The following is a 16,960-nucleotide window of genomic DNA, read 5'->3' as shown; positions in this document are numbered from 1 at the left end:
TAATTCTCCTGCTTGAGGATGCCGATTAAGCCGCGTCCCTTTGAAAGAGGATGAGAGACCCATGAATATTGCCCCCAATTCATATTCCCGCACCCGCAAGCGCCTTCTGGCTGCCGTCGCGTCCGTTGCGGTTGCCGGCGCGATCGGCGTTGGCGCGCTGACCAGCGGAACCAGCCCCGTTCTGGCCGACGCGGTGCGCGTCGAGGCCCCGCAGGTTCCGAGCTTCGCCGATGTCGTGGAGCGCGTTTCGCCCGCCGTGGTCAGCGTCAAGGTCAAGGCCAAGGTGCAGCCGACCGCGGACGACGGCTCCGACGGTCAGGACGGTTTCGACAATCTTCCCAACAATCCGCAACTGCGCCGCTTCTTCAAGGAGTTCCGCGGCTTTGGCGACCAGGGTGGTCAGAACGACGAAGCCCACCGCCGCTTCGGGCATCGCGACCGCAACGACGGCCAACCGCGTCCGGTGGCTCAGGGTTCCGGCTTCTTCATCTCCGAGGACGGCTATCTCGTCACCAACAATCACGTCGTCCAAGAGGGCACCGCTTTCACCGTGGTGACGAATGACGGCAAGGAACTCGACGCCAAGCTGATCGGCACCGATCCGCGCACCGATCTCGCCGTGCTCAAGGTCGAAGGCGGCGGCAAGTTCACCTATGTCGACTTCGCCGACGATGCCAAGGTTCGCGTCGGCGACTGGGTCGTGGCCGTCGGCAATCCGTTCGGTCTCGGTGGCACCGTCACCGCCGGCATCGTGTCGGCGCGCGGCCGTGACATCGGCGCCGGCCCCTATGACGATTTCCTCCAGATCGATGCCTCGGTCAACCGCGGCAATTCGGGTGGCCCGACCTTCAATCTCAACGGCCAGGTGGTCGGCATCAACACGGCTATTTTCTCGCCGTCCGGCGGCAGCGTCGGTATCGCCTTCGACATTCCCGCCTCGACCGCCAAGCAGGTCGTCGACGATCTGATGAAGAGCGGCACCGTGCAGCGCGGCTGGCTTGGCGTCGAGATCCAGCCGGTCACATCGGACATCGCCGAATCGCTCGGCCTGAAGTCCAACAATGGCGCGTTGGTGTCCAGCGCCCAGGACGCGGGTCCCGGCAAGAAGGCCGGCATCGCCGCTGGTGACGTCATCACCCAGGTCGACGGCAAAGACGTTGCGTCGCCGAAGGAACTGGCCCGCCTGATCGGCGCCTATTCGCCGGGCAAGTCGGTCGATGTCACAGTGTGGCGCGACGGCAAGAGCCAGACGGTCAAGGTCGATCTCGGCAAGTTGCCAGCCACCGACAAGCAGGCCTCGAACGACCAGCAGCAGCAGCCCGCCGCTCCGGCAAAGCCCGACACGCTGGCTGATCTCGGCCTGACCGTCACCAAGTCGGAAAACGGCAAAGGTCTGGTGGTGACCGACGTCGATCCAAACAGCGATGCCGCTGACCGCGGCATCCAGCCTGGCGACGTCATTACCGCGGTCAACTCGACCGAAGTGAACGGTACCGAGGACGTCACCAAGGCCATGACCGAGGCGGTGAAGTCTGGGCGCAAGGCGGTGCTGATGCAGATCACCCGTGACGACAACAACCGCTTCGTCGCGCTGCCGGTCGCCAAGGGCTGAAAACGACTTTTCCAATGCGGCGGTTTCAACACCCCCGAGTCGCCGCATGGGAAAGCATGGAGACGGGTACGTTAGTCAGTCATCGTGCTCACCTCCAGCGGCAGCGGGCTTCCCATCGCCCGCTGCCGCACCCACTATTGGCTTCAGAGGCGCTCCGTCGCGCCCGATCCGATGGCGCGCGACTTCGGAGCAAGACGTCCGGGATTTTGGCATGTCCGGAACTTGGAATGTTCGGCTTGGAATGTCCGGCGTAACGATGCCGGAGAACAAAGATCTCATCGCGCGCGCCCCGGGTCATCTTGATCTCGATGCGCTTTGGCAAAGGCTGAATGCACATGCCGGCTACTCAACCTTCCAGCGAAATCGCGTATAACGGTCCTATGAAGATTCTCGTCATAGAAGACGATCGGGAGGCTGCGGATTATCTGCAGAAAGCCTTTACCGAAGCCGGTCATACCGCGCATGTCGCCGGTGACGGTGAGACCGGCTTCGCGCTTGCCGACGCCGGCGATTATGACGTGATGGTCATCGACCGGATGATGCCGCGCCGTGACGGCCTGTCGGTCATCGCCGGGCTACGCTCAAGGGGCAACACCACACCAGTGCTGATCCTGTCGGCGCTGGGAGAGGTCGATGACAGGGTCACCGGCTTGCGCGCCGGCGGCGACGATTATCTGACCAAGCCCTATGCGTTCTCCGAACTTCTGGCCCGCGTCGAGGTACTGAACCGCCGCGCCAGCGCCAAGGAGGCCGAAACCGTCTACCGGGTCGGCGACCTTGAACTCGACCGGCTGTCGCATTCGGTCCGCCGGGCGGCGCGCGAGATCACGCTGCAGCCTCGCGAATTCCGCCTGCTCGAATATCTGATGCGCCATGCCGGCCAGGTGGTGACGCGCACCATGCTGCTCGAAAATGTCTGGGATTACCATTTCGATCCGCAGACCAATGTCATCGACGTTCATGTTTCACGGCTGCGCGGCAAGATTGAAAAGGGCTTCGACAAGCCCATCCTGCATACGGTTCGCGGCGCAGGTTACATGCTGAAGGGCGGCTAGGCGGCAGCATGGCCCTTTCCGTGCCCGCCATCATGAAGACGACGGCTGCGCGGCTTTCGGCGCTCTATCTTCTGCTGTTCGCCCTTTGCGCCGTTCTGCTCGTCTTCTACATGACCTCACTGTCGGCACGCATGCTGACGACGCAGACGCAGGAGACCATCAACGACGAAGTGCTTGGCCTCGCCCGCGCGTATCAGCGCGGTGGTCTGCCGGTACTGGTGCGCGTGGTCGAGGCACGCTCCCGACAGCCCGGCGCCAACCTTTATCTGATAGCCGACGCCAATGGCCAGATACTGACCGGCAATGTGCAGAGCCTGGAACCGGGGGTGATCGACACCGAAGGCTGGACAACCCAGCCCTTCTCCTACAAGCGCTTCGGCGAAGGCGAACTCGACCGCCTGCGCAGCGGAACGTCCGATCAGACGACGTCTCCTTCAACCGGCGAGAACGCGGCGCCGCAGCCCGAAGGCGAGAAAGGTCATAACGCCATCGCGCTGGTGCTGCGGCTGCCCAATCAGATGATCATGCTGGTTGGCCGCGATCTTGGCGAACCGGAGCGCTTTCGCGCCGTCATCCGCCGCGCGCTGACGCTGGCGCTTGGCATGATGGGCCTGGGCGGTATCCTGATCTGGTTCTTTGTCGGCCGCGCCGCGCTGAAGCGCATCGACGGCGTTTCGGAAGCCAGCCGCCGGATCATGGGTGGGGATCTTTCCGGCCGGCTGCCCGTGACGGGAGCGGGCGACGAGTTTGACCGGCTTTCGGAAAACCTCAATACCATGCTGGCCAGGATCGCCACGCTCAATGAAGGCCTGAAGCAGGTTTCGGACAACATCGCGCACGATCTGAAGACACCGCTGACCCGGCTGCGCAATCGAGCCGAAGCAACTCTTTCTGGCAAGAACAAGCCTGCCGACTATCGCCAGGCACTGGAAGGCACCATCGCCGAGTCCGACCAACTGATAAAGACCTTCAATGCCATCCTGATGATCTCCAGGCTGGAGGCGGGCTATTCCTCGGAGCACACCACCCGCGTCGATCTGGCGGCGGCGGTGCGCGATGTCGTCGAACTCTACGAACCGGTGGCGGAGGAGGCTGGCGTTTCCCTCGAAGCCGAGGTGAACGGCGCCTTTGTCGTCAACGGCAATCGCGAACTGATCGGCCAGGCGCTGTCCAACATCGTCGACAATGCGATCAAATATTCGACCGACGCCACGTCCAAGCCGGCTGTCCGTGTGACGCTCGGGCGCACGCATGGCGAAATCAGGCTTTGTGTCGCCGACAACGGCCAGGGCATTCCGGATGACGCCGATCGAGCCCGGGCGACCGAACGTTTCGTGCGGCTGGAGAAGAGCCGCTCGCAGCCCGGTTCCGGTCTCGGCCTCAGCCTCGCCAAGGCGGTCATGACATTTCACAATGGGCGGCTTGATCTCTTGCCTGGCAATCCGGGACTATCCGTGGTCATGAGTTTCCCAGCAAGGGAGGATCACTGATGGCCGCGGTTGCGAAACGGACCGGCACGGACTGGCTGCTGCAGCCGGTGGCCGAGCTTGCCCCTCTCGACGAAGACCGGGCGCGACACGACCTGGCAGAAATTGCGGCTATGGCCCGCGAGGAAGGGCGGGCGCGGCTGGACGATTTCCTGGGCGGCAAGGGGAAGGCCCAGGCTTTCCTGGCCGCTGTCTTCGACCTCTCGCCATTCCTGCGCGATACGGCGCGACGCCGGCCGCGGATTCTCGACGGTCTGTTCGACCAGCCGATCGAGGCTCGCCTGAAAGCGATCACCACGGCGATCGATCAGGCGCCGCTGGCCGAAGCGGTTTCCGAATCCAACCTGATGATGGCGCTGCGCCAATGCAAGGCAGAGGCGCATTTCCTGATCGCGATCGCCGATCTCGCCGGTGAGGCCGAAACGTCGCTGACGGTGCGGCGGCTGAGCGACCTTGCCGAAGCTTGCACCCGCGCGGCCGTCGACTTCCTGCTGCGGGACGCGCATGGCCAGGGCAAGCTCAGACTGCCCGACCTCGGCAATCCGGCGCGGCAATCCGGCTGGATCCTGCTCGGCATGGGCAAGCTCGGCGCGCATGAGCTGAATTTCTCCTCCGACATCGATCTCGTCGTTTTCTTCGACCCGGAAGCGGCCGCCATGGTCGATCCGCTCGACGCCACGGAGCTGTTTTCGCGCCTGACGCGACGGCTGGTGCGCATCCTGCAGGACCGCACCGAGCACGGCTATGTTTTCCGCACCGATCTCAGGTTACGCCCGGATCCAGGTTCGACGCCGCTCGCCATCCCGGTCGAGGCGGCACTGCGCTACTACGAAGCGCGCGGCCAGAACTGGGAGCGTGCGGCGATGATCAAGGCGCGTCCGGTGGCCGGCGACTTGGCCGCGGGCGCTGCCTTCCTGAAGGAACTTCAGCCTTACATCTGGCGCAAATACATGGATTACGCCGCGATTGCCGATGTCCATTCGATCAAGCGCCAGATCCACGCCCACAAGGGCCATGGTGAGATCGCCGTGAAAGGCCACAACGTCAAGCTCGGCCGTGGCGGCATCCGCGAGATCGAGTTCTTCGTCCAGACCCAGCAGCTCATCGCGGGCGGCCGGTTCCCGGAACTGCGTGGCCGTGAGACCGTGCCGATGCTCGGCCAGCTTGCCGCGCGCGGCTGGATCACCGCCGATGCGCGTGACGCGCTTGCCCGCCAGTACTGGTTCCTTCGCCGTGTCGAGCACGCCATCCAGATGGTGGCGGACGAGCAGACACACATGCTGCCGGAAGATGATGAAGGGCTGGAGCGCATCGCTCACATGCTGGGCTTTGCCGATGCGGCCGGGTTTGCCGGCGCGTTCCGCGCCTCGCTGCAGCAGGTCGAACGTCACTATGCGGCGTTGTTCGAGACCGCGCCGGAGCTTTCGGCGGGCATCGGCAATCTGGTCTTCACCGGCGACGTGGACGACCCCGATACACTGCGCACCTTGCACGGCCTCGGCTTCCAGCGGCCGAGTGACATCTGCCGTGTCATCCGCGGCTGGCATTTCGGGCGCTATCGCGTCACCCAGTCCGCCGAGGCGCGTGAGCGGCTGACGGAACTGACACCGGCCTTGCTCAAGGCCTTCGGCCAGACGCGGCGGGCGGACGAGGCATTGGTCCGCTTCGACGAGTTCCTTGCCGGCCTGCCAGCTGGCATCCAGCTGTTCTCGCTGCTGCAGTCCAATCCGGCCTTGCTGAAGCTGATGGCGACGATCATGGGCGCCGCGCCTCGGCTTGCGGCGATCATCACGCGCCGGCCGCATGTGTTCGACGGCCTGCTCGACCCCGCTCTTCTGACCGAGCTGCCGGATCGTGGCTATCTCTCGGCACGGCTGTCCGCCTTCCTCGAAGGTGACAGAGCCTATGAGGAGGTGCTGGACCGGCTGCGCATCTTTGCCTCGGAGCAAAAGTTCCTGATCGGTGTGCGGCTGCTTGCCGGCTCGATCGATCCGGCCCGGGCCGGCCGCGCCTTTTCCGATCTCGCGGACCTCACCATCGAGGCAGCCCTGCGGGCGGTCATCGCCGAATTCGCGGTGCACCACGGCACGATCGCCGGCGGTGTGGTTACGCTGCTCGGCATGGGCAAGCTCGGCAGCCGCGAATTGACCGCGGGATCGGATGTCGACCTCATCCTGCTTTACGACCACGATGCGGATGCCGACGAATCGGACGGGGAAAGGCCGCTGGCCCCCTCGCATTACTACACCCGAATGACGCAGAGGCTCATTTCCGCCGTTTCAGCGCCGACGGCCGAAGGGGTGCTCTACGAACTCGACCTGCGGCTGCGGCCATCCGGCAACAAGGGCCCCGTGGCCACCCACATCGATGCCTTCAAGAAATACCAGCGCCAGGAAGCCTGGACCTGGGAGCATATGGCGCTGTCGCGGGCGCGCGCCATTGCCGGCGACGCCGGCCTGTGCGCCGAGGTCGAAGCGGAAGTTGCCGCGGTGCTTGGCCAGCCGCGCGACGCGGCAAAGGTGAAGGCCGAGGCCTCGGATATGCGGGCCATGATCGAGACGGAGAAGCCGCCGCGCGACCTCTGGGACATCAAGCTGATCCCCGGAGGACTGATCGATCTCGAATTCATTGCCCAGGTGGCTGTCATTACCGGGCAGGTCGACGCCGGGCCCCGCGCGACTGGTCCGGCCGAAATACTGGCCCGCCTGGCACCTCGCTTCGCCGACGCCGGGGTCAGGCAGGAACTTGGCGATGCCTATGCCCTCTACCTGGCGCTGACCCAGATGACCCGGCTGTGCCTCATCGGCGCCTTCGAGCGCGACGACGTTCCGCCGGGGCTTTCCGATCTGCTTCTGGCGGTCACCGACCTGCCGGATTTCGGTGTGCTGGAAGCACACCTCAAAGAGACGTCGCGAAAGGTCAGGAAGGACTTTGACCTTTTGCTTCGTGCCGGACGACCGTGACGAACGGTTTTCCGGGCCGCATCGGGGGTGACGATGCAACAGGAGAAGACCATGAAAAAGTCAACCAAGCTTGCCCTTGCCTTCGTAGCTCTGGCCGGAGCCGTAGGCACCACGGCCTACGCGGAAAACAATGCCAGCGCAAAAATGCGCGAGGGCATGATGGCGCGCCTCGACAAGGCAATGAATGATTCAGGTGGCGCCATCACCTTCGACCAGTTTTCCAACGTGATGGACGCGCGACTGAAGAAGCTCGTTGCCGATAATGGCGGCAAGCTGACCGTCGCCCAGCTCGCGGACGCGTTGGAGAAGGCGCGTTTCGAGCGGATGGCCAGGCGCATCATCGCTCGCTACGACACCAAGGGCGACGGCACGCTGACGTCGGATGACATCGCCGGCCGCGAGAAGAAAGTCTTCGCCATCCTCGACAAGAACAATGATGGCAAGATCGATAAGGGCGAACTGCCGAAGGGCGGCCGCTTCGGCCGTCACCACCGATGGGATGACGAAGGCAACGACGGCAGCATGCAGTGAAATTCCCTGATGCAGGCTCCGGCGACGCCGCTCGGAGCCTGTCGCTCAGGCTGCGGCTTTAATCGCCGGCTGTGCCTTCTTCACCGGGATGCGCACCGAAACGATCGTGCCGACACCCTCGGTCGAACGGATTTTCAGCGCGCCGCCCTGGAGTTCGGCCAGCGAGCGCGAGATGGCGAGGCCAAGCCCGGATCCGGCATGGTTCTTGGAGAACTGGTTCTGCACCTGTTCGAAGGGCCGGCCAAGCTTGCCGAGCGCCTCCTTCGGGATGCCGCAGCCATTGTCCTCGATGGTCAGCACCAGGGCTCCCGATGTGTTGCGGGCCCTGACTGTAATGTGGCCGCCCTGGCCGGTGAATTTCACCGCATTGGACAGAAGGTTGATGACGATCTGCTTGATGGCGCGGCGATCGGCGAACAAAGTCAACGCGTCGGCGATGCGTGTCTCCACGGTGATCGCCTTTTGTGCGGCCTGCAGCGAGACGACACGCACCGTCTCGCTGATCAACGGCCCGAGATCGATCTGTTCCTGGTCCAGCGAGAACTGGCCCGCCTCGATCTTCGACATGTCGAGGATGTCGTTGATGACGCCGAGCAGGTATTTGCCGCTGCTGTTGATGTCGGTGGCATACTCCTCGTAGCGCTCCGAGCCCAGCGGGCCGAACAGGCCCTGTTCCATCAGTTCGGAGAAACCGATGATGGCGTTCAGCGGCGTGCGCAATTCATGCGACATGTTGGCCAGGAATTCGGATTTGGCCCGGTTCGCCGCTTCGGCGCGCTCGGTTTCCTTCATGTATTTGCGATTGAGGTCGACCAGTTCGCGCGACCGTTCCTCTTCGGCCCGGCGGGCGAGGCTCAGATCATGGATCGTCGCCATCAGCCGGCGCTCGCTGTCGACCAATTTCTCCTGATGCAGCTTGATCTGGGTGATGTCGGACCCGACCGAGACGGTGCCTCCATCCCTGGTCCTGAGCTCGTTGACCTGCAGCCAGCGGCCATCGGACAACTGCCGCTCGAAGGTGGCGCCGCCTTGCGGGCCATTGGTGTTGGCAAGCCGGCGCTCGGAAGCAAAGGCCAGCATCCGCTCTTCCAGCGACACACGCGTCACGCCCGGCATCACGTCGCGATCCGAGAGCCCGTTATCCTGCTGGTACTTGGAGTTGCACATAATCAGGCGCTGGGCCGAATCCCACAGCACGAAGGATTCGTTGATGTTCTCGATGGCGGTCCTGAGGCGAAGGTCGGCCGCCTCCGAGCGCAGCGCCAGATGGCGCTGCTCGGTGACGTCGACGGCAATGCCGATCAGCTGGATTTCGGGTGCCTCCGGATCCATGACCTGTGCGCGGGCGCGCATCCACACCCATTGGCCATCGGCGTGCCGCATCCGGAACACCTGGTCGATATGGTCGATCTCGCGGGCGACAATCCTGTTGGCGAGCTCGAACAGGTCACCGTCCTCGGGGTGGATGATCTCGTCGACCTCGCCGAAGGACAGCATCGTCTCGCAAGGCTCGTAGCCCAGCATGTCGTACATCGAGCGCGACCAGTACATCTTGCCGCGCACCATGTCCCAGTCCCACAGGCCGCAGCGGCCGCGCACGAGCGCCATGTCGATGCGCTGATGCGCTTCGAGATAGATGCGGTCGGCGGCCTGCGCGCGCGCCGCCTGCCCGAAATAGGCATAGAGGATGATGATCAGCACGCCGGCCGTCAGCACGAAGAGGGTGACGTTCAGCGAGACGGTCTTGCGCCATGTGTCGAAAACCGCTTCCTGCGGCACGAGAGCCGCGGCGGCGCCCTTCCTGTCCTTGGCGAGGCTGACCGCTGCATACCAGTCCTGCCCGCCGATGTTGACCTCCATCACCCCGGCACGGTCGCCGAACATGAACAGAGGCTGACCGCCCTGGACGAGGCCATCAAGCGAATGGCCTTGCCAGGGTGTCGAGCGCGGCGTCACCGCGGTGATCTTGAAGGCGCTGTCGGTGATGACGAGCACATGGCTGCGGCCCATCGCGCCCTGACGGCTGGTGGTCTCCAGCAGGTCCTGGATGGCGCCAGGCACGGTATCCGAGGTGACGGCGAGGGAACTGGCGAGCTGTGCCGCCGCCAGTGTGAGGACCGCCTTGGCGTCGCGCTCGACATCGTCGCGCTCATTCATCAGCGACAGGACACGCAGTGCCGCGATGACGACCAGGAAGATGATGATGAGGGCCGGTATCGAGCGGCGCAGCAACGGCTCGGCGGCCAGAAGCCGCTTGTAGGTCGGTTCGGCGATGAGCCGCGTATTCCCGGCAAGGCCGTCGCTTCGCGTTTCGCGCCGCGCAAAAGCCATCCCTCCGGGCGCGCCCCACGCGTCCGCCTTCGCCATAAATGGCACTCCCCGATTTCAGTATGCCCGCATTTCCATGTGCTGGTGATCCGGCAACACCGCACATCCGAATCGCCATTAAAGAATCAAAGGTGATTCGCCTTGTCCAGTGGCCCGGCGAAAAAAGATTAAAATTTGATTGAAATATTGGCCTTTGGACGTGCGGCGCCTCCGCCTTCTCCCACATTGGAGAAGGCTGGGGAGTGGCTAGGCCAGCGTGCGCTCGACGATATCCCTCAGATCGGCTGACAGGTTTTCGGCTCCCGCGATCGTAAGCAGTGCCTCTCTCGCCTTGGCCTGCCGACCTGGTTCGAGTGAACGCCACGATCTCAGTGCCGTCGCCAGCCTTGCCGCCACTTGCGGGTTGCGCTTTTCGACCTCGAGCACCGCTTGCACGAAGAACCGGTAGCCTTCGCCGTCAGGGCGATGGAAGCCGGTCTGGTTGGCGCTGGAGAATGTACCGATCAGTGAGCGGACCCGGTTCGGATTGCTCATCGAGAAGGCCGGATGAGCGGTCAGGGCGCGAACCGTGTCCACCGCCTGGGGCCCCGGCACGCTGGCCTGGATCTGGAACCATTTGTCCATGACCAGCGGGTCGGATGCATACGTCTTTTCGAAAGTCGCCAGCGCCTTGTTTGCCTCCGGCGAACCGTGGTGGCGATGCGCAAGGACCATCAATGCGGCCGCGCGATCGGTCATGTTGGTCGCGGACTGGAAATGCCCAACGGCAAGGGCCGCGCCGCCTGGCAGCAGCGAGAGATAGTCCAAAAGGACGTTGCGCAGGGCGCGTCGCCCGGCACTTGTCGCATCCGGACTGAACGCGGCCTTGTCTACGAGGCGATCATACAGCTGCGCGAACGGTTCCCGGTTGGCCCTGGCGATGGCGAGCGCAAGGGCTTGTCGAGCCACGTGGATGGCGTCTGGATCGATGTTCTTGCCGATGTCGCGGGCAATGTCGGCATCGGCGGGCGGCGCCAGGGCCAGGGCGCGGTAGGCGGGCTCCAGCGTCTCGTTGCCGGCAATGCTGCCGGCAAGTTCGGTCAGCCGTGACGCGAACTCGGGCTGCTTGCCGCCGAGGATTTCGCGGAAGGCGGCGATCAGCGCATCGGTCAACAGCGTGTTGAAGGCCTGCCAGCGCGAGAAGGCATCGCTGTCATGGCGAGCGAGGAAGAACTGGTCATCGGCCTTCTGCTCGACAGCGAGCGTCACCGGCGCTGAAAAGCCGCGGTTGAGCGACACCGCCGGACGTTCGGCAACGCCTGAAAAGCGCACAATGTGACGGCGCTTGCGGACATGGATGACGCCGTCCTCGACGCTGGCGCCCTCGACGCCGCTATACGCGACAGGTTTGCCGCCAGCGCCGATCAGGCCGAAGGCGAGCGGGATATGCATCAGCCGCTTGCGGCTTTCGGACGGCGTCGGCGGCACCGACTGTTCGATCTCCAGCGTGAATTCTTGCGCGGCCGGATTGTGCGTCGAACTGACCGTAAGATTGGGCGTGCCCGCCTGATGGTACCAGAGCGCGAACTGCGAGAGGTCGCGGCCCGACACATCCTCGAACACCTTGATGAAATCCTCGATCGTCGCCGCTTCGCCGTCGTGCCGATCGAAATAGAGGTCCATGCCGGCGCGAAAGGCCACAGCGCCGAGAATGGTGCGGATCATGCGCACCACTTCGGAGCCCTTTTCGTAGACGGTCGCCGTGTAGAAATTGTTGATCTCACGGTAGCGGCGCGGCCGCACCGGATGCGCCAGCGGGCCTTGGTCCTCGGGAAACTGGTGCGCGCGCAGCGTGCGCACTTCGGCGATGCGCTTGACCGCGCGCGAGCGCTGGTCGGCGGAGAACTCGTGGTCGCGGAAGACCGTCAGCCCTTCCTTGAGGCAAAGCTGGAACCAGTCGCGGCAAGTGATTCTGTTGCCTGTCCAATTGTGGAAATACTCATGCGCGATGATCGCCTCGATATTGGCGAAGTCGGCATCCGTCGCGGTCTCCTGGTCGGCCAGCACATATTTGTCGTTGAAGATGTTGAGGCCCTTGTTTTCCATCGCGCCCATGTTGAAATCGGACACGGCGACGATGTTGAAGACGTCGAGGTCGTATTCGCGGCCGAAGGCCTCCTCGTCCCATTGCATCGACCGCTTCAGCGCGTCCATCGCATAGCCGGCAAGCTTCTCCTTGCCGGGCTCGACATAGATGCCGAGTTCGACCTTGCGGCCCGACATGGTAACGAAATCGTCGGCGACCTGGCCGAGATTGCCGGCGACCAGTGCGAAAAGGTAGGACGGTTTGGGGAAGGGGTCGTGCCAGACGGCATAGTGCCGGCCGTCGCCGAGGTCGCCCTTGTCGACTAGGTTGCCGTTGGACAGCAGCAGCGGCGCCTCGTCGCGCAGCGCCTCGATCCGCACGGTGTAGACGGACAGGATATCGGGGCGATCGAGGAAATAGGTGATGCGGCGAAAGCCCTCGGCCTCGCATTGCGTGCAATAGACGTTGTTCGAGCGGTAGAGACCCATCAGGGCTTCGTTGCCGGCCGGCGCCACTTCTGTTTCGATCAGCAATTGGAAACGGCGCGCGGCCGGTGGCTTGAGAATGGTCAACTGGTCTGGGCTTGTCAGCAGATCCGCCGGCTTTGCCTTCTTGCCGTCGATTTCGACGCGCTTGAGCGTCAGCCCGTCGCCGTCGAGCACTAGGGGGGCCGATGCGGCTACGCCGTCACGACGCTCGATCGTCAGTAGCGCGGTGACGGTCGTGGCCTGTGGCGAAAGACGGAATTCAAGGTTCGTTTCCGGAATGAGGTAGTCGCTGGGGCGATAGTCTTCCAGTTTGAAGACCTGGCCTGTGTCAGTGCGCATTCCCTGGCTTTTCCTGTCTTTCCGGGGACCAGACATGGTCTGACTGGTCCAAAAAATTCGAAGCCCGCGCTCTTTACACGAAACAGTCCTTCGACAAAACTGTGAGAAGGCCTATTTCAGGCGCTCCTTCCCAACCATCACAAGGCAGTCATGATCGTCGGGCCGAAAATCGGGACGGGCGGACAACGCCGGGACGGATCTGAGCAACGATCAAGGACGCATCCATAGAGTGACATCAGGAGTGAGGGCGCAACCAGAGACCACCGGCGGGCACGACACGCTGAGGGGCATCGCGCTTAAGATCGTCTCCGTGGCGGTTTTCGTCGGCATGCAAACCTGCATCAAGGCGGCTGGCGACGTGCCCGCCGGCCAGATCGTCTTCTTCCGCTCCTTCTTCGCCATCTTCCCGATCATTGCTTTCCTGGCATTCAAGAGACAGCTGGCCACGGCATTCGTCACCAAACGGCCCTTCAACCATATCGCGCGCGGCATCGTTGGCGTCGGCGCCATGGGGCTTGGCTTCTTCGCGCTGACCAGGCTGCCGCTGCCGGAGGCGATCACCTTGAACTATGCGCAGCCGCTGCTGGTCGTGGTGTTCTCCTCGATCTTCCTCGGCGAGACGATCCGCGTCTATCGCTGGAGCGCTGTCGCCGTCGGTCTCATCGGCGTGCTCATCATTTCCTGGCCGGAACTGACCCTGCTCAACTCGGGCGAGGGGCTCGACGATCAGGAGGTCCTGGGCGTGGTGGCCGTACTGGTGGCCGCGGCGATATCGGCTGTCGCCATGCTGCTCGTGCGCAACCTCGTGCAGACGGAGAAGACGGCGACCATCGTGTTGTGGTTCTCGTCAACCGCGAGCGTGCTGTCGCTGCTGACATTGCCTTTCGGCTGGCAATGGCTGAGTTCGGCGCAGGTCGCGCTTCTCATCATTGCTGGTTTCTGTGGCGGCCTCGGTCAGATCCTGATGACGGCGGCCTATCGCCATGCCGAGGCTTCGGTCGTGGCGCCTTTCGAATACACCTCGATGATCCTCGGCGTTGTCGTCGGTTATTTCGTTTTCGGCGACGTGACCTCGCTCAGCACCCTGGTCGGTGGTGTGATCGTGGTGGCCGCCGGTATCTTCATCATCTGGCGCGAGCGCCAACTCGGCCTGGAACGCACGAGGACGCGAAAGGCGGCCTTGCCGCAGGGCTGATCACGACCGTTCGGCCCGTTCCTTCGCCAGCCGCACCAGCACCGTCCGTGTCTGTTCATCCGCCGGGAAAAAGGATTCGATCGCCAACTCCGACAAGGTCACGTCGAGCGGTGTGCCGAACACGGTTATGGTGCTGATGAACGACAGGACCTGATCGCCATGGGCAAGCCTGAGCGGATGCGCGATGGCATTCGGCTCGACCGGCGCCGGCCGGCTGCCCTTCAGACCGGACGGATAGCCGCGCAATTCGCGCTCCAACTCGATCAAAACCGGATCGCCGGTGGCATCGTTCTGGTGCTTCAGCCGCTCCAGCAGATGCGTGCGCCATTCCTGGAGGTTGACGATGCGCGGCGCGATGCCGCCAGCATGCAGGGATAGGCGTAGCACATTGACCGGGGGCGTCAGCAGCGCAGTCTCGCTGACACCGGCGAGGAAGGGCGCGATCGCGGCATTGGCCGAAACCAGGTTCCAGTGCCGGTCCACGGCCAGCGCCGGGAACGGCTCATGTCCCTTCAACACGATCTCGACCGCCGCCATCGCCGGCGCCAGTGTCGTGTCGGTCAGCGGCCGTTCGCTGAAGCTGGGCGCGAAGCCCGCCGCCAGCAGCAATTGGTTGCGTTGCCGAAGTGGTATCGAGAGCTGCTCGGCAAGATGCAGCACCATGTCGCGCGAGGGCGCGGCGCGCCCGCTCTCGACGAAGCTCAGATGCCGCTGCGAAATCTCGGCTTCCATGGCGAGGTCAAGCTGGCTCATACGCCGGCGCGTGCGCCATTCGCGGATGAGGCTGCCGGCGGAGGTTTGAGCGGTTGTCATGGCGGATGACTAGGCCGACACCGGGCACATTTCAATTACCTGCGAGGTCATCGCTGGAGCAATTCCAGGAAAAGTGCGTAGCGGTTTCCCGTCCGGAATTGCGCAAAGACCAAGAGTCTAGGACAGCGCCCGCAGCTTCGCCTTCACTTCGAGAAAATCCCGCCACGCCAGCTTCTTGTGCGCGGGCGTACGCAAAAGATAGGCCGGATGCAGTGTCGGCATGGCCGGAATGGCGATGCCGGAGGCCGTGATGTGGACGCGCCAATTGCCGCGCAGCCTGAGGATGCCTTCGGAGGTGTTGAGCAAGGTCTTGGCCGACGGCCCGCCGAGATTGACCAACACCTTGGGATTGACCAGCTCGATCTGCCGCTCGATGAACGGCCGACAGATCTCGGTCTCATGTGGCGTCGGCGTACGATTGCCCGGCGGCCGCCATGGAATGACGTTGGCAATGTAGACGGATGCGCGGTCGAGCCCGATCGCGGCCAGCATGCGGTCGAGCAGCTGGCCGGAACGGCCGACGAAGGGTAGTCCCTCGATGTCCTCGTCGCGGCCCGGCGCTTCGCCCACCAGCATGACCGCGGCCTGCGGATTGCCGTCTGCGAACACCAGGTTCTTGGCGGTGGCCTTGAGATTGCAGCCATCGAAGGCCGCCATGCGCTGGCGCAGCTCCTCGAGCGTGGAAGCGCTCGCCGCCATTTGCCGGGCGAGGGCGGCCTGCGCCTCGTCAGGTATGGCGGCGGCCACGGTACGCGCCGGCGCATCCGGCACCTTGCTTGCGTCCAACCGGGACGACGCCGCTTGCTGCCCCGCAGCTCTGATTTGGTCGACACCGGGGTTCGATGAGGGCCGCTCCTGGGGCCTGTCTTTGTGGGCGGGCGCGACCGGTGGAGGCGCGCGCTCGGATTGCTTCGGACGAGAAGCTTCGGCGAACCGGTTGATGGGTGTGTCCTCCAACGCCTCGTCGACGCCCGTGCTGGCATAAAAGGCGAGCAGCTCGGCGATTTCGGCTGGGGTGTTGGGGGCGGTGGCAGTCATGGCGCCACCATCGTCCGCGCGACCACGATTTGCAAGTTTGGGATTGGTGAAAGCGGTGGCGACAGGCGTCTCCCCCAGATGGCGATTGGCCCTATCCTGTCGGGATGCGCGGATCCTGCACCAGGTAGAAAGTCCATCGCGGCGTGTAGTCGGTCATCAGGAACTCGAAGCTGGCGGTCTTCAGCGGATCGACCTTGCCATTCCTGAACAGCAGCCGGTCATAGGGTTCGAAGTCGCGGTCGAAATCGGCGAAGTTGCTCGACCAGATATTGTCGGGCGTCTTGTTGCGCTGGTCGAACGAAAGTCCGTCTCCAAACACGCTTGGCTGATCCAGTATTTCCTGAAGCTCGAACTGGAACTCGATCCAGGCCTGGCCGCTGTTGTTGAGCACGTCGATGCGCATATACATGATACCGTTGGCGAACTCACCCGCCTTGCCGAATGGCTGGATCGGCTTTGTCGTGCGGATGGTCAGCGTCACCGGTGTCGCTGAATTCAGCTCTTCGGTGATGACCAGCGGATCGTCCCTGGTTCCGATGCCTGAGGCTCCGGTGATGCGGAAGCCGCCAAGCTCGTCGGAGAAGGAGTAGGCGCCTGTTGCCCAGACCTTCACCTCGTTCGCGGCGGCGTGACCTGATGCCAACGTCAGAAGGGCCAGAAGAATCGCCCGGCTGGCCCGGCCGGGCGTCGATAGAAAGCGCGTCGAAGAAAAGCCGGCGGGCTCAGGAATGCGCATGGCGGGAAGTATGGCCGATAAGCAAGCCGTCGAACAATTAAAAAACGTTGGGTTGGCGGGTCGCGCCGTGCAGAAACGGCTACCATGCCGCAAGATGCGCGACTTTTTGGCCAAATCCGCATTGTCACGTATGCGCCGGTTTCCTGTCGTCAATTGATGCGCTATGCAGCGCAGGAGCCAGCAAGATACGCGAACAGCGGCAAGCCAGTGCGGAGGGGTTGATGAGCGATATCGAACGCGAAAGCATGGAATTCGACGTGGTCATCGTCGGTGCCGGGCCGGCCGGCCTTGCCGCGGCCATCCGCCTCAA

11 protein-coding genes are annotated in these 16,960 nt (G+C 63.6%); 6 read left to right on the top strand and 5 right to left on the bottom strand.

Annotated elements, in window-relative coordinates; all coding sequences use genetic code 11:
• Positions 1–61: 61 nt before the first annotated feature.
• The 5 genes from FJ958_RS10610 to FJ958_RS10590 all read left to right on the top strand — a co-directional run bounded on the left by FJ958_RS10610 (position 62) and on the right by FJ958_RS10590 (position 7,648).
• On the top strand, positions 62–1,612 hold the full coding sequence (locus FJ958_RS10610) for a Do family serine endopeptidase (RefSeq protein WP_140742277.1): 1,551 nt from the start codon (positions 62–64) through the stop codon (positions 1,610–1,612).
• A 380-nt stretch (positions 1,613–1,992) separates the two neighbouring features.
• Positions 1,993–2,667, top strand: coding sequence for a response regulator transcription factor (locus FJ958_RS10605; RefSeq protein WP_027046649.1), 675 nt, complete (start codon positions 1,993–1,995; stop codon positions 2,665–2,667).
• Between the two features lie 8 nt (positions 2,668–2,675).
• Positions 2,676–4,157: a HAMP domain-containing sensor histidine kinase gene (locus FJ958_RS10600; RefSeq protein WP_140742273.1), complete on the top strand. Its 1,482-nt coding sequence runs from the start codon at positions 2,676–2,678 to the stop codon at positions 4,155–4,157.
• Positions 4,157–7,117 carry a bifunctional [glutamine synthetase] adenylyltransferase/[glutamine synthetase]-adenylyl-L-tyrosine phosphorylase gene (locus FJ958_RS10595; protein ID WP_140742271.1) on the top strand — a complete coding sequence of 987 codons (2,961 nt, stop codon included), beginning with the start codon at positions 4,157–4,159 and terminating at the stop codon, positions 7,115–7,117. Before FJ958_RS10600 ends, FJ958_RS10595 begins: the two co-directional genes overlap by 1 nt.
• Before the next feature lie 51 nt (positions 7,118–7,168).
• Positions 7,169–7,648, top strand: a complete 480-nt coding sequence (locus FJ958_RS10590; protein WP_140742269.1) for a hypothetical protein — start codon at positions 7,169–7,171, stop codon at positions 7,646–7,648.
• A gap of 45 nt (positions 7,649–7,693) precedes the next feature.
• Here the strand turns inward: FJ958_RS10590 and FJ958_RS10585 are convergent, their stop codons facing one another.
• Positions 7,694–10,015 carry a PAS domain-containing sensor histidine kinase gene (locus FJ958_RS10585; RefSeq protein ID WP_140742267.1) on the bottom strand — a complete coding sequence of 774 codons (2,322 nt, stop codon included), beginning with the start codon at positions 10,013–10,015 and terminating at the stop codon, positions 7,694–7,696.
• A 207-nt stretch (positions 10,016–10,222) separates the two neighbouring features.
• Entirely contained in the window at positions 10,223–12,868 is a 2,646-nt protein-coding gene (gene pepN / locus FJ958_RS10580) for an aminopeptidase N (RefSeq protein ID WP_140742265.1), read from the bottom strand.
• Between the two features lie 229 nt (positions 12,869–13,097).
• Here pepN and FJ958_RS10575 point away from each other — a divergent pair, with 229 nt between their 5' ends.
• The gene (locus tag FJ958_RS10575) at positions 13,098–14,063 is read left to right on the top strand and encodes a DMT family transporter (RefSeq protein WP_140742263.1); all 966 of its coding nucleotides are present in this window, start codon (positions 13,098–13,100) and stop codon (positions 14,061–14,063) included.
• Here FJ958_RS10575 and FJ958_RS10570 read toward each other — a convergent pair whose 3' ends face one another.
• From FJ958_RS10570 to FJ958_RS10560, 3 genes are all read right to left on the bottom strand, one after another.
• Entirely contained in the window at positions 14,064–14,876 is an 813-nt protein-coding gene (locus tag FJ958_RS10570) for a helix-turn-helix transcriptional regulator (RefSeq protein WP_140742261.1), read from the bottom strand.
• A gap of 117 nt (positions 14,877–14,993) precedes the next feature.
• Positions 14,994–15,914, bottom strand: coding sequence for a uracil-DNA glycosylase (locus FJ958_RS10565; protein WP_140742259.1), 921 nt, complete (start codon positions 15,912–15,914; stop codon positions 14,994–14,996).
• Between the two features lie 91 nt (positions 15,915–16,005).
• Entirely contained in the window at positions 16,006–16,650 is a 645-nt protein-coding gene (locus FJ958_RS10560; protein WP_140742257.1) for a hypothetical protein, read from the bottom strand.
• Positions 16,651–16,960 lie beyond the last annotated feature (310 nt).

Origin of the sequence: Mesorhizobium sp. B2-3-5, from assembly GCF_006442395.1 — a bacterium.
In the GTDB taxonomy this organism is placed as follows: domain Bacteria; phylum Pseudomonadota; class Alphaproteobacteria; order Rhizobiales; family Rhizobiaceae; genus Mesorhizobium.
This window is presented reverse-complemented; position numbering and strand designations above follow the sequence as displayed.

Coding starts and splice junctions, on each gene's coding strand:
- FJ958_RS10605 (WP_027046649.1), top strand. CDS start 1,993: ATGAAGATTCTCGTCATAGAAGACGATCGGGAGGCTGCGGATTATCTG.
- pepN (WP_140742265.1), bottom strand. CDS start 12,868: ATGCGCACTGACACAGGCCAGGTCTTCAAACTGGAAGACTATCGCCCC.
- FJ958_RS10565 (WP_140742259.1), bottom strand. CDS start 15,914: ATGACTGCCACCGCCCCCAACACCCCAGCCGAAATCGCCGAGCTGCTC.
- FJ958_RS10600 (WP_140742273.1), top strand. CDS start 2,676: ATGGCCCTTTCCGTGCCCGCCATCATGAAGACGACGGCTGCGCGGCTT.
- FJ958_RS10560 (WP_140742257.1), bottom strand. CDS start 16,650: ATGCGCATTCCTGAGCCCGCCGGCTTTTCTTCGACGCGCTTTCTATCG.
- FJ958_RS10585 (WP_140742267.1), bottom strand. CDS start 10,015: ATGGCGAAGGCGGACGCGTGGGGCGCGCCCGGAGGGATGGCTTTTGCG.
- FJ958_RS10570 (WP_140742261.1), bottom strand. CDS start 14,876: ATGACAACCGCTCAAACCTCCGCCGGCAGCCTCATCCGCGAATGGCGC.
- FJ958_RS10610 (WP_140742277.1), top strand. CDS start 62: ATGAATATTGCCCCCAATTCATATTCCCGCACCCGCAAGCGCCTTCTG.
- FJ958_RS10590 (WP_140742269.1), top strand. CDS start 7,169: ATGAAAAAGTCAACCAAGCTTGCCCTTGCCTTCGTAGCTCTGGCCGGA.
- FJ958_RS10595 (WP_140742271.1), top strand. CDS start 4,157: ATGGCCGCGGTTGCGAAACGGACCGGCACGGACTGGCTGCTGCAGCCG.